This is a genomic window from Clostridia bacterium (genome assembly GCA_034926675.1).
In the GTDB taxonomy this organism is placed as follows: Bacteria; Bacillota; DTU025; order DTU025; family DTU025; genus JAYFQW01.
The window spans coordinates 1-21485 of record JAYFQW010000009.1 but is presented as its reverse complement, the minus strand read 5'-3'; the positions used below and the strand labels follow the sequence as shown (position 1 = coordinate 21485).

20 protein-coding genes are annotated in these 21485 nt (G+C 56.9%); 12 read left to right on the top strand and 8 right to left on the bottom strand.

Annotated features, from left to right (window positions below; translation table 11 throughout):
- Positions 1 to 6 precede the first annotated feature (6 nt).
- The 8 genes from rsmG to rpmH form a co-directional block, all read right to left on the bottom strand.
- The gene (rsmG, locus tag VB144_03800; GenBank protein MEA4882783.1) at positions 7 to 789 is read right to left on the bottom strand and encodes a 16S rRNA (guanine(527)-N(7))-methyltransferase RsmG; all 783 of its coding nucleotides are present in this window, start codon (positions 787 to 789) and stop codon (positions 7 to 9) included.
- Positions 782 to 2551 carry a tRNA uridine-5-carboxymethylaminomethyl(34) synthesis enzyme MnmG gene (mnmG, locus tag VB144_03795; GenBank protein ID MEA4882782.1) on the bottom strand — a complete coding sequence of 590 codons (1770 nt, stop codon included), beginning with the start codon at positions 2549 to 2551 and terminating at the stop codon, positions 782 to 784. The genes rsmG and mnmG overlap by 8 nt, the downstream gene beginning before the upstream one ends.
- A 24-nt stretch (positions 2552 to 2575) precedes the next feature.
- Positions 2576 to 3982 carry a tRNA uridine-5-carboxymethylaminomethyl(34) synthesis GTPase MnmE gene (mnmE, locus tag VB144_03790; GenBank protein ID MEA4882781.1) on the bottom strand — a complete coding sequence of 469 codons (1407 nt, stop codon included), beginning with the start codon at positions 3980 to 3982 and terminating at the stop codon, positions 2576 to 2578.
- Positions 3983 to 4205: 223 nt separating this feature from the next.
- The gene (jag, locus tag VB144_03785; GenBank protein MEA4882780.1) at positions 4206 to 5096 is read right to left on the bottom strand and encodes an RNA-binding cell elongation regulator Jag/EloR; all 891 of its coding nucleotides are present in this window, start codon (positions 5094 to 5096) and stop codon (positions 4206 to 4208) included.
- Positions 5097 to 5729: a YidC/Oxa1 family membrane protein insertase gene (locus tag VB144_03780; GenBank protein ID MEA4882779.1), complete on the bottom strand. Its 633-nt coding sequence runs from the start codon at positions 5727 to 5729 to the stop codon at positions 5097 to 5099. It abuts the gene before it with no gap.
- 57 nt (positions 5730 to 5786) lie between these two features.
- On the bottom strand, positions 5787 to 5999 hold the full coding sequence (yidD, locus tag VB144_03775) for a membrane protein insertion efficiency factor YidD (protein MEA4882778.1): 213 nt from the start codon (positions 5997 to 5999) through the stop codon (positions 5787 to 5789).
- A complete protein-coding gene (rnpA, locus tag VB144_03770) occupies positions 5996 to 6391 on the bottom strand; it encodes a ribonuclease P protein component (GenBank protein MEA4882777.1) in 396 nt (131 codons plus the stop codon). Before rnpA ends, yidD begins: the two co-directional genes overlap by 4 nt.
- Positions 6392 to 6472: 81 nt before the next feature.
- On the bottom strand, positions 6473 to 6607 hold the full coding sequence (gene rpmH / locus VB144_03765; protein MEA4882776.1) for a 50S ribosomal protein L34: 135 nt from the start codon (positions 6605 to 6607) through the stop codon (positions 6473 to 6475).
- A gap of 798 nt (positions 6608 to 7405) precedes the next feature.
- Here rpmH and VB144_03760 point away from each other — a divergent pair.
- From VB144_03760 to VB144_03705, 12 genes are all read left to right on the top strand, one after another.
- Positions 7406 to 8692, top strand: a complete 1287-nt coding sequence (locus VB144_03760) for an ATP-binding protein (GenBank protein MEA4882775.1) — start codon at positions 7406 to 7408, stop codon at positions 8690 to 8692.
- Between the two features lie 11 nt (positions 8693 to 8703).
- Positions 8704 to 10266 carry a chromosomal replication initiator protein DnaA gene (gene dnaA, locus VB144_03755; protein ID MEA4882774.1) on the top strand — a complete coding sequence of 521 codons (1563 nt, stop codon included), beginning with the start codon at positions 8704 to 8706 and terminating at the stop codon, positions 10264 to 10266.
- 289 nt (positions 10267 to 10555) lie between these two features.
- The gene (gene dnaN, locus VB144_03750; protein MEA4882773.1) at positions 10556 to 11689 is read left to right on the top strand and encodes a DNA polymerase III subunit beta; all 1134 of its coding nucleotides are present in this window, start codon (positions 10556 to 10558) and stop codon (positions 11687 to 11689) included.
- A 4-nt stretch (positions 11690 to 11693) separates the two neighbouring features.
- Positions 11694 to 11936 (top strand): RNA-binding S4 domain-containing protein, encoded by a 243-nt coding sequence (locus VB144_03745; protein ID MEA4882772.1) that lies wholly within the window; start codon positions 11694 to 11696, stop codon positions 11934 to 11936.
- Positions 11937 to 11948: 12 nt separating this feature from the next.
- A complete protein-coding gene (gene recF / locus VB144_03740; protein MEA4882771.1) occupies positions 11949 to 13103 on the top strand; it encodes a DNA replication/repair protein RecF in 1155 nt (384 codons plus the stop codon).
- Complete coding sequence (locus VB144_03735) at positions 13084 to 13899, top strand: DUF721 domain-containing protein (GenBank protein ID MEA4882770.1); 816 nt, start codon at positions 13084 to 13086, stop codon at positions 13897 to 13899. The genes recF and VB144_03735 overlap by 20 nt, the downstream gene beginning before the upstream one ends.
- Positions 13900 to 13980: 81 nt before the next feature.
- Complete coding sequence (locus VB144_03730; GenBank protein ID MEA4882769.1) at positions 13981 to 14247, top strand: DUF370 domain-containing protein; 267 nt, start codon at positions 13981 to 13983, stop codon at positions 14245 to 14247.
- An 89-nt stretch (positions 14248 to 14336) separates the two neighbouring features.
- Entirely contained in the window at positions 14337 to 16262 is a 1926-nt protein-coding gene (gyrB, locus tag VB144_03725) for a DNA topoisomerase (ATP-hydrolyzing) subunit B (protein MEA4882768.1), read from the top strand.
- Positions 16263 to 16273: 11 nt separating this feature from the next.
- Positions 16274 to 18721 carry a DNA gyrase subunit A gene (gene gyrA / locus VB144_03720; GenBank protein ID MEA4882767.1) on the top strand — a complete coding sequence of 816 codons (2448 nt, stop codon included), beginning with the start codon at positions 16274 to 16276 and terminating at the stop codon, positions 18719 to 18721.
- Between the two features lie 267 nt (positions 18722 to 18988).
- Positions 18989 to 19351: a type II secretion system protein gene (locus tag VB144_03715; protein MEA4882766.1), complete on the top strand. Its 363-nt coding sequence runs from the start codon at positions 18989 to 18991 to the stop codon at positions 19349 to 19351.
- Positions 19308 to 19832, top strand: coding sequence for a type II secretion system protein (locus VB144_03710; protein MEA4882765.1), 525 nt, complete (start codon positions 19308 to 19310; stop codon positions 19830 to 19832). Before VB144_03715 ends, VB144_03710 begins: the two co-directional genes overlap by 44 nt.
- Positions 19833 to 19844: 12 nt before the next feature.
- Positions 19845 to 21101 (top strand): hypothetical protein, encoded by a 1257-nt coding sequence (locus VB144_03705; protein MEA4882764.1) that lies wholly within the window; start codon positions 19845 to 19847, stop codon positions 21099 to 21101.
- The last annotated feature ends 384 nt before the right edge of the window (positions 21102 to 21485 follow it).

Genomic DNA, 21485 nt, shown 5'->3' with positions numbered 1-21485 from the left:
TGTCCTTCACCCAAGAGGGCGATTACTGGGGCTGGAAGAGGGTGATTTTTCGGGTCTCTGCACACGCAAACCGAGTGGTTGTTTCTCCGGTGCTCCCGTCTTGCGCGGGTAACCATTCGGCGTGGCCTGCTCTTTCGTGATGACGACCAGCATTCGCTCACCTGCCCCGTATGGAAGAGTCAGCCTTGTGATCTCTGGCCGCCCGCCACCGAGGATAGCAGCGGCACGAGCACCCGCATCGATTTCCTCTGCAGCCTTTGGCCCTTTCATCGCAATGAAGATCCCGCCCTTCCTCACAAAAGGCAGGCAGTATTCACATAATGCGGGAAGAGATGCGACACCCCTGGACACTGCCAGAGCGAACTGGCCCCGATACTCCGCATTTCGGCCCAACTCCTCTGCCCTGCCATGGATCGCCGCAACACCATCCAAGCCCAACGCAGAAGCGGTGTCCCGAACGAAGTTCACCTTCTTGCCGACACTGTCAACCAGCACAGCACTGCTACTCGGCGCCATGATCTTCAGAACCAGCCCAGGAAAGCCCGCTCCTGTGCCTATGTCGATCACTGAATCGAATTCGGCTCTCTCTGCAACAAGCAGGCAAGTTAGGGAGTCCGTGAAATGCTTGATCGCGATTTCCAGATCATCCTTTATCGAAGTCAGGTTCATCAACTTGTTCCGCTCAATGAGGAGTTCCTTGTAAGTGCAGAAAAGGTCTACCTCATCTGGGCGCAGTCTGATGCCAATTGCATCCGCTGCACTCACCAGATATTCCCTGAACTCACTCATCCTCATCGTCTCCCCCTTCGATCCCGTGCCCTGCCACAAGCTCCATCTCCCGTAAGTGCACAGTCAGGGCCAGAACATCTGCTGGCGAAACTCCCACCACTCTCGATGCCTGCCCCACGGAAACGGGCCTCACCACGGTCAGCTTCTCACGGGCCTCGGCCGACAGCCGGGAAAGACGGCTGTAGTCGATACCATCGGGGATCAGCCATCGTTCCAGCTTCCTGAACTCATGAACCTGCCTCTCCTGTTTGGCGATGTAACCAGCGAATTTCCTCTCTATCAGGACGCTGTTGGCCGCCTCCTCTTCAACCCCGCACAGATCCCGAGGAAGATCTGTTCGAGCGCGGAACGCCTCGATGGCCGTCCGCTTGACAATGAACCTGTCCCATCTATCATCGGACACCAGCCCGATGCTTCGACCAGCTGGAGTGAGCCGTTGATCCGCATTGTCCTGCCGCAGCATCAATCTATACTCTGCGCGGGCCGTCATGAGACGGTAGGGCTCGTCAGTGCCCCTCGACACCAGATCATCGATGAGCACACCTATGTAAGCTTCAGATCGATCAGGCACGAAAGTAGGCGAGCCCGGCCTCAATGCAGTGATAGACGCATTGATCCCGGCGATCAGACCTTGAGCGGCCGCCTCCTCGTACCCTGACGTTCCATTGATCTGTCCAGCACAGTACAGCCCGCGAATCCCCATGGTCTCCAGTGTGGGGAATAGCTGAGTGGGATCGATGCAGTCATATTCTATCGCGTAGCCGTACTTGATGATGTGCACATTCTCTAGCCCAGGAATGCTTTGGAGCATCTCCTCCTGAACATCCACTGGCAGGCTTGTGGATACCCCTGCTACATACAGCTCTGTCGTGTCCCGCCCTTGCGGTTCGAGGTAAACCTGATGCCGCCTTCTCTCGGGAAAGCGCACGATCTTCGTCTCAATCGATGGGCAGTACCGGGGGCCCGTGCCAGTGATCGCCCCGGAGTAGATCGGAGCGCGATGCAGGTTGCTCCTGACGATTTCGTGGGTAGCCTCGCTGGTCCAAGTAGCGTAGCAGGCCACCTGATCCCTGACACGCGGTTTCCTAAGGAATGAAAACCCATGCGGCAGATCCACTCCGTACTGGGGAATGGTCTTGCCGAAATCCACTGTCCTGCCATCCACACGCGCCGGGGTGCCTGTCTTGAAACGGCGAGTAACAAATCCGAGCCGCTCCAAGCTGCCCACAAGAGCGGCCGATGCTGGTTGTCTATCTGGACCCGACTCATAGCTCAGTTCACCTATGTACACCCGACCGCCGAGATATGTCCCAGTTGCCAGGACTACTGCGGGCGCGCTGATCTCGCCAAGATCAGTGCCTACGCCGGTGACTGCCCCATCGTTCACATGCAGCCCAGTAACCATCGCTTGTCTGAGGAAGAGATTCGACTCGCCCTCTAGGGCGCGCCTCATCCTCGCATGGTAGTGGGTCTTGTCCACTTGAGCTCGCAGAGCCTGCACAGCCGGACCTCTTGACGTGTTGAGCATCCGTATCTGCATGAATGTATCATCCACAGCGAGCCCCATCTCGCCTCCGAGTGCATCTATCTCACGAACTAGATGCCCTTTGGCCGGTCCTCCCACCGATGGATTGCACGACATCTGGGCTATGTTGGCCATGCTGATAGAGAGGCCTAGGGTGCGGCAGCCCATGCGGGCGCAGGCTAGCGCTGCCTCGCATCCAGCGTGACCCAGCCCTACTACGATCACATCGAAATCCACTCTGCCATCACCCCCGGGCACATATCACTTGCCGATGCAGAACTGCTCGAAGATTCGATTGATGATGTCCTCTCTTGTGGTGGCCCCGGTCAGCTCGCTTAGGGCGTCAGCTGCAGCTCGAAGGTCTATCGACAGCATGTCGGGGGGCATGCCGTCGCGCGCCCCCTGCCTGACATCTCTGAGTGCAGCTGCCGCTCTTCTGAGGCAATCAGACCTTCTGGAGCTGAAGCCATCGGTTTCCCCTGCGCCCGCCGCTCCCGACACTCTCGAAAGGACCATTTCCTCAATGGCATGTTCAAGCCGGGTAATGCCCATTCCGGTTACGGCCGACGTGTGAACTACTGGCCTCGGCCCGGAAATCAGAGCCAGCTCAGATTCGACCACAGCCTGGGAGAGATCCGACTTGTTCACCACAACTACCGTGCCGGCCTGGGGTGTGCATGATAGGATCTCCCTATCGTCCGGGGAAACCGCCACCGATCCATCGATCACAGCCAACACGATCTCAGCTTCTGCCAGGGCAGTACGCGCCCGCTCGACTCCTATCCGCTCCACCGGGTCTTCCGACTGCCTTAGTCCGGCGGTATCCACCAATCGAACTGGGATCCCATTGATGCTGGCAACTTCCGACACAGTGTCTCGAGTAGTCCCCGGACTCTCCGAAACAATGGCCCGTTCTTCCCGGAGCAGCGCATTGAGCAGGCGGGATTTTCCCACGTTTGGGCGGCCGACGATTGCCACCGACGTCCCTTCCCATAGGATGCGTCCTCTCAAGGCCTCATTCGTCGCGTTCTCAAGCTCAGCCGCGATCTCCGAAGCTCTAGCGGCGATCTCTTCGAGTTCAACACCGGGTATGTCGTCCTCCGGGAAGTCGAGAGACGCCTCTATTCTGGTCATCAAGTCGGCTATCTCGGCCCTCGACGCAAGTAGTCCCCCGCCTATATTTCCCGACATGAACTCCGACGCGGCGCGCCTGGCTCGCTCAGTGCGGGAGTTCACCATCTCAAGTACCGCCTCTGCCTGCGATAGGTCTATTCGACCGTTAAGAAACGCTCTCTTCGTGAACTCACCCGGTTCGGCATGTCTCGCCCCAGCATCCAGAACCGCTTTGAGCACTCCCCGGGCGACAGCCGTTCCGCCGTGGCAGCTGATCTCAGCCACGTCCTCTCTGGTGTAAGATAAAGGAGACGGCATGGTAAGCAGTATGACCTCATCAATGAACTCGCCATCTTGGCCAAATGCCCGGCCGTATCTCGCACGCCATCTCGATCCCGGCTTGATCGCCTCTGTAGGCGCGGAACGGTCCTTCCGGCCTGGTCTGAAGAGCTTGTCGACAATGGGGAACGTATTCGCGCCGGAAATGCGGATTATCGCGATCCCTCCGACTCCCGGCGGAGTGGAGATCGCCGCGACTGTGTCGGAGTCACCCATGGGAGCACCTCCTCGGCATCAAGCGCAGCCTGCCTCGAGGCCTCGACCTCGCTCATTCACTGGAGGCCGCGCGTACCCATTTCGTCAATCGTCTAGGCGTAAACCCTGGCGCTTCAGCACGGGGAACTTCGCGACCTCATCTCGACAATACCCTTAGCATAAAAGAAAGTGCGTGTTACAGAAACACGCACACACTCTAGCATTCCGCGCCCCGGAGCGCATGCTACATATCCTCGACGCCCTCAGCGCCCTGCTGGGCCAGGAGCGGCGATATGACTATGCGTCTGTAAGGTTCACGCCCTTCTGAATGGGTGGAAACCCCCCCGACGCCCTGAAGGGCAACGTGGACCACTCGCCTCTCCAGGGCGGACATGGGTTCCAGAGCCTGGCTCTTGTGGTCCCTTACGACCTTCGCGGCGATCTCGCGCGCCATGTCCTGCAGAGCCTCTTCGCGCTTCTGGCGATACCCTGCAACATCGACAACATACCTAGCGCGTCCGGATTCGCCTGAGACGCGAGCATTCTTGTTTGCAGCCAGGTTAACCAGATACTGCACTGCGTCGAGGGTCTCCCCATGCCGGCCTATGAGTGCCCCTAGGGACTTGCCTTGCACGTCAAGCACGGTCACTTCATCACCACCGCGCTCAGTGACGGTTGCATGCAGTCCCATGATGGATATGAGCTTCTCAAGAAAGCCGCGACCGCCATCAACCTCGCCATCCTCAGCTGGAATGACGGCGCTCCGAACCGCACCTGAGGGCGCTGATGGACGGGATGGCTCTCCTTCACCTGCCCGCACTGTGTTTCCAGCGCCTATTCTGGACCCACCTGCACGACCTGCAGGGCCAGCCTGCGCCCTGTCATCGACTGACCTCAGCTTCTCCGGCCTGTCGGCCTTGTCCGGGGCAACGCTCTTCCCTGACGGCGGCTCCGCGGTCTTGGCCACCGGGGCCACGCGGACTCTGGCATGCCGTGTTCCGACGAATCCAAGGATTCCCCGTGAACCACGGTCTATCACTTCCACCTCGACGGCCTCTTTGGCTAGGCCGAGCGTGGAGAGAGCGGATTTGACTGCCTCATCGACGGTCTTTCCGGTCGCCTCTATCCATTCCATCTAGCTGACTCCCTTCTTAGACGCAACCAGTTGCCGCTGAATGATCCACTGCTGGGCTATGCTCACAATGTTCGTGACGACCCAGTAGATCGCAGCGCCAGCAGGCATTTTCATGGTGAACCAGCCAAGCATGACAGGCATGATGATCGTGGTTGCTTTCTGCGATGGGTCAGTCGCCGTCTGCCTCATCGACATCCAAGTAGTCACGCCCGATAGAATAGGAAGAATCCATGGATCAGGAGTCGCCAGATCCTTCATCCACAAAAACCCGAGCGCACCACCTTTAAGTCCGCCCACAAACGCCTTATCCTGCAATACTCTGAAGAGCACTATGAGAACGGGCAACGGAATGAGCATCGGCAGACACCCTGCCATGGGGTTGATCTTGTTATCTCGGTACAGCTCAGCCACACGCTGCTGATATTCCTGGGGCTGTCCCTTGTACTTCTCCTCAAGCGCTTTCTGCTTGGGCGCGATTTCCTTCATCTGTTCCATGACTCGGATCTGCTTGACAGTGAGTGGGTGGAGCATCACTTTCAGCAACACTGTCACGATGATTATGGCCCAGGCAGGACTGCCTGTGAGATCTGCGAAGAACCGCAGAATGCTCTGAACTATGCCTGTAATGCTCAATATACCGGGTCCCCCTTTCGGATCCACGCGCGGCAGAACCCAACGCGTAGGCGTTATCTACGGCACTGGGTCGTATCCGCCTTTGCTGAACGGGTGGCATCTGAACAGTCGACGCAGAGCCAGCCATGTTCCAACAGCCACTCCATGCTTCACGATTGCCTCCTCGGCGTATTGGGAGCACGTGGGCACGAAACGACAGCACGGGCCCCGCTTAAGAGGCGATATGTACATGCGGTACACGCGGATGAGAAACAGCTCCACGCATTTCACCTCTTGACATCTCCCTCTGGAGCAGGATCCTGTTCAGCTGGGCCTTGATACAGAGGCTCCTTGAGCGCAAGCCTGCAAAGCACGCGTTCTAGGTCGAAGGCAACTTCTGGGCATTTGACATCCGGACCTGCCGTGCGCCGACGAGGGATAATGACCATATCATACCCCGAGCTCGGGATCCCCTCTGCCAGACGGACCGCCTCCCGGAGCAGCCTTCGCACTCTGTTCCGAACCACAGCGCCGCCCAGCTTCTTTGTGACAGGGAAGCCCGTGCGCACGGTGGACAATCCGTTCGGAACAGCGTGCACCACCACGTAGTCCCCGGCCACCGATCGCCCTTCCCGGAAAGCCCTGCGGAATTCGGAACTCCGACGCAAGCTCTCGTATCTCACTTCAGGGCCTCCCATGCACAAAGAACACGTACGAAAGGAAAAGCCGTCGCACGACGGCATAGAAAGTACTGGCGCCCCGCCTTAGGCCGTGAGCCGCTTGCGGCCCTTTGCCCTTCTGCGTTTGATCACATTACGACCACCCGGCGTGCTCATCCGCTCAAGGAACCCGTGGACTTTGCTCCGATGCCTGACCTTAGGCTGGTATGTGCGCTTCATATTACACTATCCTCCCTGGCAAGCCTACCGAAAGTACACCGCGTAAATTATATGCTAGGCCCCATGGGGTGTCAAGATAGGCCCTGCCCTGTTGCGTGCCTCATTTCCTTAGGGATCACACAAGAAGCCGCGGTGAAAAGGGGAGGCGCGTTTCACGAGGCAGTGTTATGATGCGCCAAGCAGACAAGATATCCACAGATCCTTTTCAGGTAATTCCAGTTCCCGTTGCACCCTCATTCTCCGCTCTGGTATTATGTTGTGTACGAAGAACGGGAGTTTTCATTCATGGACAGATTCATAAGTGATTATCCCCAGTTGTGAGCGGCTTTATGCACAGACTGTGGATATGTGTGTGGATAACCTGTGGGCAGAGCGTGGATTCTCATCCACAGCCCATGTACCGGCAGGGTGCTTTTCGGAAACGCTTGTGGATAAGTGTGAAACGCGTCCGAACACTGTGTATGCTGCGCAAAACAGGTGTTCCCCCGGGTCTTGCTGCGGTAGGATATCCACAGGCGCCTGTGGAATACTTGTTGATTACCTGTTGAGAATAGCAACAGCGGGGTAGCGCGTCTTGACTTTTCAACAGCTGTGGAAAACGTTGTGGATAACTCTCCGCAAAGGAAAGTCCATTTCGAGAAAGTTCGCACCGGCTGTAGCAGGTTTCGTAGAATACTGCGGAATTGTCGACCAATTTCGAACCTCACTGCCTGCAGTTCGAGTTATCCACAGTTTCCTGTGGATAGCCTGTGGATGAAATGACGGTCGCGCCGGTTCCCGTGTTCGGAGGAATGCTCAATGTCCTGGTTCAAACGGCTATTCGGAGGCAGCGTCAATTCAAACGCCCAGCCTAAGCTGGACGTTAGCATTACTGCACCCGAAACCGAGGAAGTCAGGGCTTCGTATACAGTGCGTATAGCAGCTTATGATTCGCTTTCAGCACTTCCGCGCACCATCGACCTTGATTCCGACGATTTTCCCGAGTTCGTTGAGCTTGTGAGCTCGAAAGTGTATTCTCTCTGCCGAGAAAAGGGCGGGCTCATTCCTTTCGTCGTACTCCGCGAGGCCGTAGAGAATCTGATCCATGCCAGTTTCGCGGATGCCGTCATCACAGTGATGCCTGACGGAAATGTGGTTCGGATATCCGACCATGGACCCGGAATCCCCGACAAGGAGCGCGCTTTCCTTCCAGGTTTCACTACAGCGTCGGGAAGCATGAAGCGACGCATCAAAGGTGTCGGATCTGGTCTGCCGATAGTGCGCGAATCTCTGGAGTCATCAGGTGGATCTGTTACAATCGAAGACAACCTAGGCCATGGCTCAGTGGTCACCCTCTCAGCCATCTGTAATCATCCTACTCCTGTTCGATCAGGGCTTGATCACCACGACCAGCGTGCGAGTCAGCGCCTAGAACCAGGCGGCGCCCATAGGCCCATTGCGCAAATGCCTGCTCATTCTGCCCCTGAAGAAACGGCGGATTTCGCCATTCCGGGCAGAACGGGGGCAGAGCAGAGTGAAGTGCGCTTGTCTGGAACGGAGCAGGCCGGCTCCTCGCCATCTGCCCAGCGCCATCCTTGCCAACAGGTAGAAACCAGATCAAAGCCGGCGCTCACGTCGACGTCGCAACAACACTATCAGCTTGATGTTGGCGATTTGGCAGCGACCTCCCCAGAAGGGGCGCCGCCTAGGAGAGATGGGCCTCCAGCATCTCTTTCGAAGGGAGCGGGGGCATCCCCTTGCTCGGATTTGGATAACATATCCCCGGACGGGACTGCCGCCACTGGGCTGCTGAAGCAGGATTCGGCTTCTGCTCAGTCGAACAAAAGGCAGGATGAGTCGTCGGCTCCATCAAACGATACACTCGATTCTCTACTCTCCGCACGCCAGAAGAAGGTGTTTCTTCTCATAGCGGAGATGGGAGAGATCGGGCCTTCTACTGTCACGAAGGAGTTGGAGATCAGTTTGTCCACAGCATACAGAGACCTGGTCACACTCGAGGAACTCGGCCTCGTCGAGGGCCTTGATGGTGGGAAACGCAGGCTTACCAAGAGGGGTATTGACTTCCTCGGCTACATCTTCAAGTGAGGGATAACGAATTGCCTGACGATCTAAACGCGGTGTGGACTGACGTGCTGCGTGTGCTCGAGAATGAGCTTTCCAGGCCCAGCTTTGACGCTTGGCTCAGGAGCAGCACACCGCTGTCGCTGTCTGACGACACCCTTGTCGTCGAAGTCCCACACGAATTCGCACGTGATTGGCTTGAATCCAGGTATTCGGCTTTGCTGTCTGAAGTCTTAAGATCCCTATCTGGCAGGGACATCAGAATACGGTTCGTAGCGCGCAGAGGGTCGAATCAGTCCTCCGAGACCAATAGGGAAAAGCAAACGTTCGGCAACGAATCAGCAGGTGCAGGATACGAGAACAGCCCTGCCGTTCACACGGCGCCCGAGGGCTTCAGCGGAACGTCGGGGGCCTCCTCTGCGGATTCATACTCCGGATCTTCCGCAGCGATGCACTCCAGGCCGTCGACTGGATCATCATCCGGATCATCTGTACCGGGCAGAGCATCTGCATCCTCCGGAGTTCAAGGCCAGAAGAACTCCCCGGAATCCAGGTCAATGGACGAGGTTCCAGATGCTATCCTCAATCCGAAATACACATTCGAGTCGTTCGTCGTGGGCAATTCGAACCACTTCGCCAACGCGGCCGCGCTCGCAGTGTCTGATGCACCTGGCAAGGCGTACAACCCTCTATTCATATATGGAGGTGTGGGCCTCGGCAAAACCCACCTCATGCAGGCAATCGGCCACCATGTTCTTGGGCAAAACAGCTCGGCCCGGGTCGTATACGTTCCGTGTGAGCAGTTCACAAACGATCTTATACATGCAATCAGGTATGATAGAACAGTCGAGTTCCGCGGCAGGTACAGAAGCGTGGACCTCCTCATGATCGACGATATTCAGTTCCTGGCTGGAAAAGAACGCACGCAGGAGGAGTTCTTTCACACGTTCAACACTCTGTATGAGGCGGGCAAGCAGATAGTCATCTCCTCCGATCGTCCTCCAAAGGAAATAGCGACCCTGGAAAGTAGGCTTCGGTCTCGTTTCGAGTGGGGCCTGATCACTGATATCCAGGCGCCTGATCTGGAAACCAGGATCGCGATTCTCAAGAAGAAAGCAGCGTCGGAGCAGATGGATGTCCCAAACGATGCCCTGGTGTACGTGGCAGGCCAGATTCATTCAAACATACGAGAGCTTGAGGGAGCTCTCATTCGTGTTACTGCTTTTGCCGCCCTCAACAACAGGGAGATCACCCCGCAGCTCGCAGCGGAAGTCCTCAAGGACATGCTTCCGTCATCACGGCCAAAGCAGATCTCAGTGGAGCTGATACAGCGCACGGTGGCAGATTACTATAGCCTCGAAGTGTCCGAAATGCGAGCCAGGAGTAGGGTAAGAACCGTGTCCATGCCGAGGCAAGTGGCCATGTATCTCTGCCGTGAGCTTACGGAGTTATCTCTTCCGAAGATAGGTGAGGGGTTCGGGGGCAGAGATCACACAACGGTGATACACGCGTGCGAGAAGATCCAGCAGGACATTAAGGCAGATCAGGCGCTGAGCTTAACGGTTAAGGAAATCATCGCAAGGCTCCAGAATGGATGAGACAAACACCAGCTCAGGGCCGTTGTTGATAAGTTGGTGGATAGGCTGTTGGTTACGTGTTGGTACTTTGTGGACGGTACTGTCAGCTGTGGATTAGTGGGGACAACTCTCCTTTTCGTCCATTTTTCATCCACAGGCTGTCCACAGCCTTAAAATGGCCTGTAGCAGGCAATAAGCGACTTATCCAGGTTTCCACAGCCCCGTCTACTACTACTACGGAATGTACCTATGTACTCGTATAGTCCGTTAATTAGAACTCAAGACTCTGTAGGCCGGGAGGTTTGCGCGCATGAAGGTATCCTGTTCCAAGGTGGCTCTGTTATCAGGGGTTCAAACCGTACTCAAGGCTGTATCACCTAAGGCGACCATCCCTGTTCTCTCGGGAATTCTGATGGAAACCTGCTCACAAGGGCTCAGGCTTGTAGCGTACGACCTTGACCTCGGGATCGAGACCTACATACCAGTGACTATCGAGAGGGAAGGCGCGATGGTGCTCCCAGCCAGATACCTGGCTGACATCACGCGGAGGCTTCCCCATACGGAAGTGGTTCTGGAGTATCGGGAGGATGTGAGAGCTGTCGAGATCACCTCCGATAGAGCCAACTTCAGCGTCAAAACGATGCCTGCAGAGGAGTTTCCTGCACTTCCCGAGATCTCTGCCGCAGAGTCCTGGTCGTTGCCTGAGGGTGAGTTCAAGACCATGATTCGGAAGGTGTCGCCCGCGGCTGCGGCCGATGACAACAGAGCTCTCATGAAAGGCGTCTACACTCTTTTCGAGCGAGAGCTGATAACCATGGTGGCCACGGATTCGTTTCGGCTAGCGCACCGCACGATGCCAGCATCCATCCCTGTTGATTCGGGTGTGGGTGTGATAGTCCCAAGCAAGACCCTTATCGAGGTGGAGAAGAACCTGAACGCGGATGGTGATCGACAAGTGGCCGTTTCGGTCACGCAGAGGCACGCCATGTTCCGGACCGGAAGCACAACATACGTCACTCGTCTGCTTGAGGGGCAGTTCCCCAACTACAAGCAGGTCTTTCCACAGAGCATCCCGGCGAGGATCATGTGTGACCGTCTACAGCTGCTCGAATCCATCGACCGAGTATCGCTTCTGTGCAAAGACGAGCTATCTGCCATCAAGATGGTATACACTGGGGATGAGGGCATGGCATCGGGCTTCCTCACCATCTCAGCCAACACTCCTGAGATAGGTGAGGCCACCGAGGATATCCCCGTATCCATGGTTGGCCACGCCGATGTGACTGTTGCTCTCCGCGCCCGTTACCTTCGAGATGTCCTGAGGGTTCTCGACGGAAATGATGTCTCTCTTGGTTACATAAGCTTCAAGCATCCAATGGTCGTTAAGGACGACACGGATCCGAGTTATACGTATCTCGTGATGCCCGTGACGTCTCTTTCATAAAGCTATGGCACAGGATAGGAGCATTGCGATCACCACTGATTACATAACGCTCGACCAGGCGATGAAACTTGCTAGTATGGTGGGTTCAGGCGGAGAGGCCAAGACGGCCATCCTCGCGGAGAGGGTGACAGTGAACGGGGTCGTCGAAACCAGACGGGGAAAGAAGCTTCGTGCAGGAGATGTATTCGGCTTCAACGGACTATCGGTGCAGGTGGCAGTGGCTTCATTGCCGCAGCGGAATGAGTGAAGAACGTTGTGGGTGAGTAGCCTTGAGCTGACCGATTTCCGGAACTACGCGCAGGTGTCGGCCAAGCTTGATTCTGGGTTGAACCTGTTCCTCGGAAGAAACGCTCAGGGAAAGACTAACCTTCTAGAGGCCGTGTATGTAGCATCGGCGGGGAGATCGTACCGTGCTTCTCGCGATGCGGAGCTCATCCGATGGGGGCAGTCACATTTCCGGATATGTGCATCAATCGAGCGCAAGCCTGTTCCAATGAGTCTTGAGGTGAGCTTCTCCCACACCGGGCAGAGGCTTGTCAGGCTGAACGGATGCGAGAGGGTCCGAGCTGCGGAACTGTCATCTTACCTCAACGTGGTGATGTTCACCCCAGATGACCTTGCTCTGGTGAAAGGATCACCCGCCGACAGAAGAAAGTTCCTCGACCTTGAAATCTCACAGATCAGCCCGACATACAGAAGTTGGGTCAGCACCTACGCGAAGGCCGTTTCCCAGAGGAACGCACTTCTCAAGCAGGCGGCGGCAGGTGCAAAAGCCTCTGGATTCGGTGCGAGCGGCGGCAACCGAATTGGAGATCTTCTCGAGGCCTGGGATGAGCAGATCGTTGATGCTGGATCTAGGATAACTGCGCGCAGGGCCGAGGTTATAGAGAGCCTGGCAGTGCTCGGCAGGATCGCGCACAGGAAGATAACCGGAACTAAAGAGATACTAACAATGCGGTACGTTCCGTCCATTCCCCTTGAATGCTCGGCATCAGTAAGCGCGATCGCAGAGTTGTTCCGCGCACGCCTCAAGGAATTGCGACGGGCAGAACTAGCTCGCTGTGTTACCCTGGCAGGGCCGCACCGTGATGATCTCGTGTTCGAAATTGACGGGATGGATGTGGCGTCCTTCGGATCCCAGGGCCAGCAGAGGTCCACGGTCTTGTCGGTGAAAATGGCCGAGGTGGAGTTCATCAGGTCTCGGGTTGGCGATGAACCGGTCCTCCTCCTAGATGATGTCCTGTCTGAACTCGATGAGGTGAGGCGTGCGCACCTTCTGAGCGAGGTGGTTGGCAGGCATCAGACCCTGGTGACGAGTGTTGAGCCTGATGCCATAAGGATGATGCCCGGGAGCGCCAGGGTGTTCCAGATACATGCGGGGGAGGTGACGGGGTTTGCTCCGCCGGTTAGGTGACGTGCTTGGCGAGTCGGTGTCCCGAATGGGTTATTGCGCCAGGATTAGCGAGTCTCATGCGATGGACGCGTGGAACGAGGAGATCGCTCCAGGGATAAGGTGCCTCTCCCGAGCTACCCTGGTGCGGGCCAGGGTCATGCATGTCACCGTGGAGTCTTCAGTATGGACTCAACAACTCGCGATGCTCAAGAGCCAGCTCCTCAGGAAGATAAACTCCGTCGTGGGCGGAGACGCGATTGCCGACGTCCGCTTCCACACTGGCCAGGTGAGAATCGATCCTGAACTCGAGGACGTCGCAGACGGCAAAGAGGCACAGACAAAGCCTCCGTGGCTTGATGTCAGTCTCGAATCCGCTGCAATGGTTGAGGTCTTGAAGGCCTCGGAACCCATAGCCGACCCGGGTATCCGAGCCAAGTTCGAGAGGCTCCTGCTAGCAGACATGCAGCGCCGAGTGTGGCTGCTTTCCAACCTATCTCCATCGTCCCGCGATGTGATCGCCATTCTTCGCAGGGAGCCATGGCTTTCCAATGAGCAGATAGCTTACCTGTCGCCAAAGGCGCTTGCCGACGACATTTCGGTGGCAAGGGCAGCGGCAGGAGTAGAGTTTCGCCGGGAGATACTAGCGCTCGTCGCGCAGGGCGCTGAGGCGATGCCTGAGGGAAGGATGCAGTTAAGGCTGTTGGCACAGTCTATCGCGATGCTAGCGACGGGGAAATCCCCTGAGGAGATTGACCGTGAGACTGCTGCGACGGCCATCGGCCGCGAATACGAGCCCTACTTGAGCCTGTCGAGGTGAGCGGGCAGAAGCATCGATGCAGGCTGACGGTGGTGGAGAGCACTGCCGGGCTGAGCTTTCGCAAAGAAGGAGGTCCGGTGCATGTACCTCTTCCTAGGCGGTGACGTCGTGATAGATTCCGAGGAGGTAGTTGCGGTGCTCGAAGGCGAATCCATCGCTAGATCTAGCGCGGTGCGTCAGTTCATGAAAGCTGCGGCGAGAGACAAGAAGGTTGTGGATCTCTCCGATGGGAATGCTAAGGCCGTGGTAGTGACGACCAAACTGATCTACCTCTGCCCGGTGGCGCCGCCCACTATCTGCGGAAGGTGTAGTGGATCTCCAGACTTCGGAGAAGACGGCACAGCCTAAAAATGGTATAATTGATATGGTGTGCGCCGTGGCGCGCCGTGCGCCACGGCGTCTCTTTTCACCGGGCCTGACTGCAGGGAGGTATGTTCTTGGAGAACCCGAACGGAGCAAGCAATCATGCTAACTATAACGCCGACCAGATCCAGGTGTTGGAAGGGCTCGAGGCGGTTCGCAAGCGCCCAGCCATGTACATCGGGAGCACTGATGAACGTGGTCTGCACCATCTGGTATACGAGGTAGTAGACAACAGTATAGACGAAGCCCTGGCTGGCGTGTGTGACACCATCACTGTGACCCTTGGATCAGATGGGTCGGTGAAAGTGGAGGACAACGGCCGCGGAATTCCCGTGGACATCCACCCCAAAGAGCACAAGTCGGCGCTTGAGGTGGTTATGACAATCCTTCACGCAGGGGGCAAGTTCGGAGGAGGAGGCTATCGCGTATCAGGCGGCCTCCATGGTGTGGGCGTCTCTGTGGTAAACGCCCTCTCGGAACTGCTCGAAGTGTGGGTGAAGCGCGATGGGAAGCTGCACTATCAGCAGTACCGACGCGGGACGCCGGTGGCGCCGCTCAAAGTGATCGGCGACGCAGAAGGCAGCGGCACAATCATCCGATTTCGGCCGGATCCGCTCGTGTTCGAAACGCTGGAGTACAGTTTCGATACTCTGGCATTTCGCCTGAGAGAGTTCGCGTTCCTCAGCGCAGGGGTGGGAATCGCCCTGATCGATGAGAGAGACGGGCACGAACAGACGTTCAAGTACGATGGCGGCATACGGTCTTTTGTCGAGTACATCAACAAGGCGAAGGATCCAATCCATCCTGATGTCATATATATCGCCAAAGAGCTGGATCGCGTGTCGGTGGAGGCAGCGCTCCAGTACAACGACGGGTACAGCGATAACACACCATGCTTCGCCAATTACGTGAATACCACCGACGGTGGGACTCACCTCTCGGGTTTCCGATCTGCCCTTACCAGATCGATAAACGACTACGCGCGCAAGGTGGGGGTTCTCAAGGAGAGCGATGATAACCTCTCTGGCGATGATGTCCGCGAGGGGCTAACAGCGGTCCTGAGTGTGAAGATGGAGAATCCGCAATTCGAGGGGCAGACAAAGGCCAAGCTCGGAAACAGCGAGATCAAGGGAATCGTCGATTCGGTTGTGTCGGAGGGGCTCTCGGTTTACTTCGAGGAGAACCCTGCTGCCGCTCGCAAGATCGTCGACAAGTGCGTGTCTGCGGCAAGGGCCCGGGAGGCGGCGCGGAAAGCCAAGGAACTCACACGACGAAAGTCGGCCCTAGAGGTGTCTCCCCTCCCTGGCAAACTGGCGGATTGCTCCATGAAAGATGCTGCTCTGTGTGAGCTTTACATCGTGGAGGGGGATTCAGCAGGCGGCTCCGCGAAAGACGGACGCGACCGAAGATTCCAAGCTATACTGCCGCTTCGAGGGAAAATCCTCAATGTGGAGAAGGCCAGGACCGACAAGATCCTGGCAAATGCTGAGATCAGGGCGATGATTACCGCCCTTGGAACGGGGATCGGCGAAGACGCCGACATGTCGAGGCTTCGCTACGGCAAGGTCGTGATCATGACAGACGCAGACGTCGATGGAGCTCACATCAGGACGCTTCTGCTGACGTTCTTCTTCAGATTCATGAGGCCGCTCATTGAGAACAACAATGTGTTCATTGCTCAGCCCCCGCTGTACATGGTGAAGCAGGGCAAGAAGGAGCACTACGCTTACAGCGACCAGGAACTGCAAGAAATCCTAGATAGGCTGGGCCGCGGCAACCTCCCGATCCAGAGGTTCAAGGGTCTGGGCGAGATGAACGCGGCGGAACTATGGGACACGACCATGAATCCGGAGACCCGCACCATGCTGCGGGTTAACCTAGAGGATGAGCAGTTGCTCGTGGTTGATGAGGTATTCACCACACTAATGGGCGACAAGGTCGAACCGAGGCGTGAGTTTATTGAGATGAACGCCAAGTTCGCCACACAAATCGACGTTTGAGGTGTTGAGGCTTGACGGAGCTTAAAGACGGCAAGATTGTGCCGGTGGAAATCGAAGATGAAATGCGCAAATCGTACCTGCTCTACTCGATGAGCGTCATTGTGGGGCGGGCTCTTCCCGATGTGCGTGACGGCCTCAAGCCGATCCACCGCAGGATTCTGTATGCCATGTACGATATAGGACTCACATCAGATAAGCAGTATCGGAAATCGGCTACGGTTGTCGGCGAAGTGATGGGCAAGTACCATCCCCACGGCGACACTGCCATTTACGACACCATGGTCAGGCTGGCTCAGCCATTCTCCATGAGGTGCATGCTCATTGACGGCCATGGGAACTTTGGCTCAGTTGATGGGGATCCCGCAGCTGCCATGAGATACACCGAGGTCAGAATGGCGAAACTCGCCTCTGCGATGCTAGCGGATATCGAGAAGAATACGGTGGATTTTACTCCCAACTTCGACGAATCCCTGAAGGAACCCACCGTGCTTCCGTCGCGTTTTCCGCAGCTGCTCGTGAATGGATCGGCTGGGATCGCAGTGGGCATGGCCACGAACATACCACCGCACAACCTCGTTGAGGTCATCGATGGGACCATAGCTCTCATCGATAACCCCGAGGCGACAATTGACGACATTGCGGAGCACATCAAGGGGCCTGATTTCCCCACAGGCGGGGTGATCCTGGGCGCTCAAGGGATACGGGACGCATACCACACCGGACGCGGCAGCATAAAGGTGCGCGCCAAGGCCAGGATCGAGCCGATGAACGGCGGAAGGCAGCGAATCGTCGTTACCGAACTGCCTTACCAGGTGAACAAGTCGAAACTCGTGGAGAAAATCGCGGAACTTGCGCGCGACCGCACGATCGATGGAATCACCGATCTCCGCGATGAGTCGGATCGTGAAGGCCTTAGGGTAGTTGTGGAACTCCGACGAGACGCCAATGCCAATGTAGTCCTCAACCAGCTCTACAAGCATACGCCCATGGAGAGCACGTTTGGCGTCATCATGTTGGTGCTGGTGAACAACGAACCCCGAGTTATCAACCTGAAGCAGGTGCTTCAGCACTACATCGCCCACCAGGAGGATGTGGTGACTCGCAGAACCCAGTTTGAACTCGCCAAGGCGGAAGATCGCGCCCATATCCTGGAAGGTCTGCGCATCGCTCTGGACCACATCGACGAGATAATCGCGCTCATCCGTGCATCGCGGAGCCGGGATACCGCCCGCGAGGCCCTAATGCAAAGGTTCGGGCTCTCGGAACGGCAGGCCACGGCGATCCTTGAGATGCGCCTGCAGAGCCTCACCGGGCTTGAGCGTGAAAAGATAGAACAGGAGTACGCTGAGATCCTCGCCCTGATCCAAAGCCTCCGTGAGGTACTCGGAAGCGAGACCCTCCTCCTCGGCGTGATCAAGAAGGAAATGGTCGAGATCAGAGACAAGTATGGTGATCCGCGCAGAACCGAGATTACCGAGGTCTTTGGCGAGATCGAAATGGAGGATCTTATCGCCCGGGAAGATGTGGTCGTCACCATGAGCCACAGCGGGTACATCAAGCGCCTCCCAGTGACCACATACAAGTCGCAGCGACGGGGAGGACGGGGGGTTACCGGGATGGCAACCCGTGAAGAGGACTTCGTTGAGAACCTGTTCGTGACTAACACCCACGACACCATCTTGTTCTTCACGAACAAGGGGAAGGTCTACTCCCTGAAGGGCTATGAGATTCCGGAGGCGCAGAGGCAGGCAAAGGGCACGGCCATCGTGAACCTCATTAACCTCGATCCGGGGGAGTCGGTCACTACTGTAGTGCCTGTATCGAAATTCGTAGACGACGTGTTCGTGACGATGGCTACCAGAAAGGGCACTGTGAAGAAGACATCGCTCACGGATTTCGCAGCCATACGGAAGACTGGCATAATCGCAATCTCCCTTGCGCCTGACGATGAACTGATCTCAGTGAAACTTGCGGAGGGGGATGACGAGATACTCCTCGTAACGAGGGACGGGATGTCAATTAGATTCCATCACTGCGAAGTAAGGGCGATGGGCAGGACTGCCGCTGGTGTGCGAGGCATCGATCTCGACCGGGATGACGTGATGGTAGGGATGGACATCGCGCGAGATAACGCGGACGTCCTGGTGATAACCAATAACGGCTATGGAAAGCGCACTCCAGTGGTTGACTACCGCCCGCAGCGCAGGGCCGGAAAAGGGCTGAAGGCGCTCCGCCTGACTCCGAAGACTGGAAGCATAGTCGGGGTGAAGCTGGTCCGTGATGAAAACGAGCTCATGTTGATGACTACGTCGGGCTACGTGATCAGGTTCCAGATATCCGACGTGCCTGTGATGGGCCGGGATACCCAGGGCGTGAAGGTGATGAACCTTGAGCCAGATGACCAGGTGGTCTCAATAGCTCGCGTGTCACCGAAGAGCGAGGATGATCTGGAGGATTGAGGCTGGCCGCCGACGCGCCGACATGAGAGTAATCCGCAGGTCATGCCGGAGGCCAGGCCACGGCATCGATCGAGGCTACGAAGATTGCAGTGCGAAGGGGGGCGAGTCATCTCGCCCTCCGGTTGCGTTCTATCCCCGCTGCGCCGTGCGCTTGCCTTACTCGCGGTTTTGTCTCATGGCTGTTGCAGAACGCGGGGTAATGAGCAATAATTACTATTGAAGCCTCAATATACTACGGATTATATACTGCATATGGGGGTGCTTCCAATGATCCTCAGCAAGGACGACGGCTTCACCCTTGTGGAGATAGTGGTGGCAGTGGCCCTTTTGGGGCTCATTGGAGCCTTCTTCTACTCCGGAATCCGGATCGGGATTGGTACGAGTCAGCGCGGAAAGACAAAGGTCGAGTCTGTTTCGATACTTCAATCGGTCACAGAGGAACTAGCGTCGTCCAACCTTAGCTCTAATGTGAACAAAGGAGACATGACTTACAGCGACACATGGGTTCCGAACCAGTACTCTGTCAAGTATCGTGTCACTGACACTTCGCACGGTGTGTACCGCCTGACGGTGGAGGTGAGCATGGGTGCGGACATCATTGCGAGCAACTCCGTGTTGGCGCCCAAGTAAACCGAGCGAGAGCGGCATGACCCTGGTAGAGCTGATGATCGCCGTGGTTCTCGCGATCTTGCTCGTGGGTGCGGCCTTCACCTATGTGCAGGTGGGCATGTCGGCGAACGCGCGCGTGAGCAATCAAGCTCGTTACTCCCAGGGGCTTGCGCTGGCTGCAAACGAGATACTCGATGGTTCGGGGAGCGAGTTTAGGGGCATGCGCGCTGCGTCGTCGATCTCGGTCCGCTCTGGAGGAGGATACGAATTCCACTATTCCGGGGCGATCTCGTCTCATACCGAAAGCTATTGGGTCAGCAATGGTTACGTGTACCGCTCCTCCGACGGAGGAGCGGCGCTACAGATGACCATGGCTGACAGTCTGTCCATAGATCTCGCCGGGGCCAGCGGGTTTTACGTCGTGAGCCTGACTATGAATGTGGGGAGTGGAAACACCGTCCAGTATTCAACAAGAGCCAGACTGCGAAATCGCGCCAAGTGAGGTGAAGAGACGATGAGGAGGCTTGCTGCAAATCAGAAGGGCGGCACGCTGGTGTACGTGCTGGTTGTACTGGTCGTCCTGAGTCTCACAATAGCGGGAATGCTCCAACTGTCGCTCATGTCGGTGAACACCGGCAGGTTCGAGGAGCAAAGGCGACAAGCGCTGGCCGCGGCCGAATCGGGAATCGCTCTGGCCCAGGCCAAGTTGGCCGCGGGCGTCTCGATTCCGCGGACTGTCTATCCTTCGCTGAGCGCTAGCATCGACAGCGCCGGCGCCAATTGGATTGGGCCGGGGACCGGCCTCATGCCGTCAGAGCTGAGCCTGGGAACTCCCACCTCCTTCCGAGTGTGGGTGTCTGAGCCCGCAGAGAACCGCACTATTGTCAAGGCGGAAGGCCGTGCCGGCGGAAGGACAAGGCTGGTGCAGGTGACGCTGAGGCCGCATGGCAGCAACCTGCGGTTTCTTGTGTCGGCTACTTCCACACAGCCATGGGGCATCACGTTGAACGGCTCAGGCAACATAACTGGCGACATGCACACCGAAGGGCTCACATCCGACGCAGTGCTGACCAACGGATCCCTATTTGCTGATGGCGCCCTGCGGGTCCGACCGGAGGCCAACGTTGAAGGTATCAGGAACAGGGTCAAGGAGCACTTCGAGTCGGTGGAAGTCGACCCAGAGGAGTACGAATACCCGCTGCCCGTCTCGCCTGCAGGGCTCCCATACCGGGGCAAACTCTGGGCCAATGGATGGGATCCTGTGAACATAAGCCAGAGCGGGGAATACGAGAGTTTCCTGATCAACGGGAGCTGCGACTTCAATGTTGATGCCACTGCGGCGGACGTAGTGATTCATGTGAAGGACGACTTCACCATAAATGGGAGCGTCAAGCTTAACATCATCGGAAGCCATTCGTTCAGGCTCTACGTCGATGGCGACTTCACGTGGAATGGGAGCACGAAAGGCGCGGCGTTGGAGGATCCTACTAAGTTCGTGGTCTGCTGCAGCGGAGACCGCGTTGTGGTGAACGGGAGTCCATCTCTCGCTGCCGTCATCTATGCGCCAGGATCTGACGTGGTCTTCAACGGACATGGCGCCTTCACGGGAGTTGTCGTCGGCAGAAAAATCACTTACAACGGCTCCGGAAACCTGGTTTTCCCTTCAGGGGAATACGCTGACAAAATCCGAGACCTGGACCTTGGAGTGGGTAATTCTCCTCCCGTCATTGAAGCAGGATCTTGGAGCGAGATAGCTCCAGGCTCGAACTGAAGCCAAAAAGGAATACGGCAACCCTCCAATGGATGTAATAGGCGCTTCCCGAGCGGTCAGCACAACTCTGCACAGATTGCGCAAGTCCTGCGTGAGGCCAGGTAAGGTCAGCAGGTGGCGCTGAGAGGCAGGAGCGAGTTGTTGCTTGCGGCGCTCTACACGGCGCCGAATTTGTGTTGACACCTCCCGCGGCGCGTGGTAAGATTCTCTTTGCCGCAGGGATGAACCTTACGGCGCCGCGAAAGCGGCGGATGTTCCTTGAAAACCAAACAGCGTGGAGCCTGAAGTCGATAGCAAGAGTTTGAAATTGCGGGCGACTAGAGAAGATAAGAGCGCGACAAACTCGAAAGAGTCATCGCGAGATGGTTTTTTGGAGAGTTTGAT

Excerpts from the sequence above, each read along its gene's own strand:
- rsmG (MEA4882783.1), bottom strand. The coding sequence starts at position 789 with ATGAGTGAGTTCAGGGAATATCTGGTGAGTGCAGCGGATGCAATTGGC.
- mnmE (MEA4882781.1), bottom strand. The coding sequence starts at position 3,982 with ATGGGTGACTCCGACACAGTCGCGGCGATCTCCACTCCGCCGGGAGTC.
- jag (MEA4882780.1), bottom strand. The coding sequence starts at position 5,096 with ATGGAATGGATAGAGGCGACCGGAAAGACCGTCGATGAGGCAGTCAAA.
- rpmH (MEA4882776.1), bottom strand. The coding sequence starts at position 6,607 with ATGAAGCGCACATACCAGCCTAAGGTCAGGCATCGGAGCAAAGTCCAC.
- VB144_03760 (MEA4882775.1), top strand. The coding sequence starts at position 7,406 with ATGTCCTGGTTCAAACGGCTATTCGGAGGCAGCGTCAATTCAAACGCC.
- dnaN (MEA4882773.1), top strand. The coding sequence starts at position 10,556 with ATGAAGGTATCCTGTTCCAAGGTGGCTCTGTTATCAGGGGTTCAAACC.
- VB144_03745 (MEA4882772.1), top strand. The coding sequence starts at position 11,694 with ATGGCACAGGATAGGAGCATTGCGATCACCACTGATTACATAACGCTC.
- VB144_03730 (MEA4882769.1), top strand. The coding sequence starts at position 13,981 with ATGTACCTCTTCCTAGGCGGTGACGTCGTGATAGATTCCGAGGAGGTA.
- VB144_03715 (MEA4882766.1), top strand. The coding sequence starts at position 18,989 with ATGATCCTCAGCAAGGACGACGGCTTCACCCTTGTGGAGATAGTGGTG.
- VB144_03705 (MEA4882764.1), top strand. The coding sequence starts at position 19,845 with ATGAGGAGGCTTGCTGCAAATCAGAAGGGCGGCACGCTGGTGTACGTG.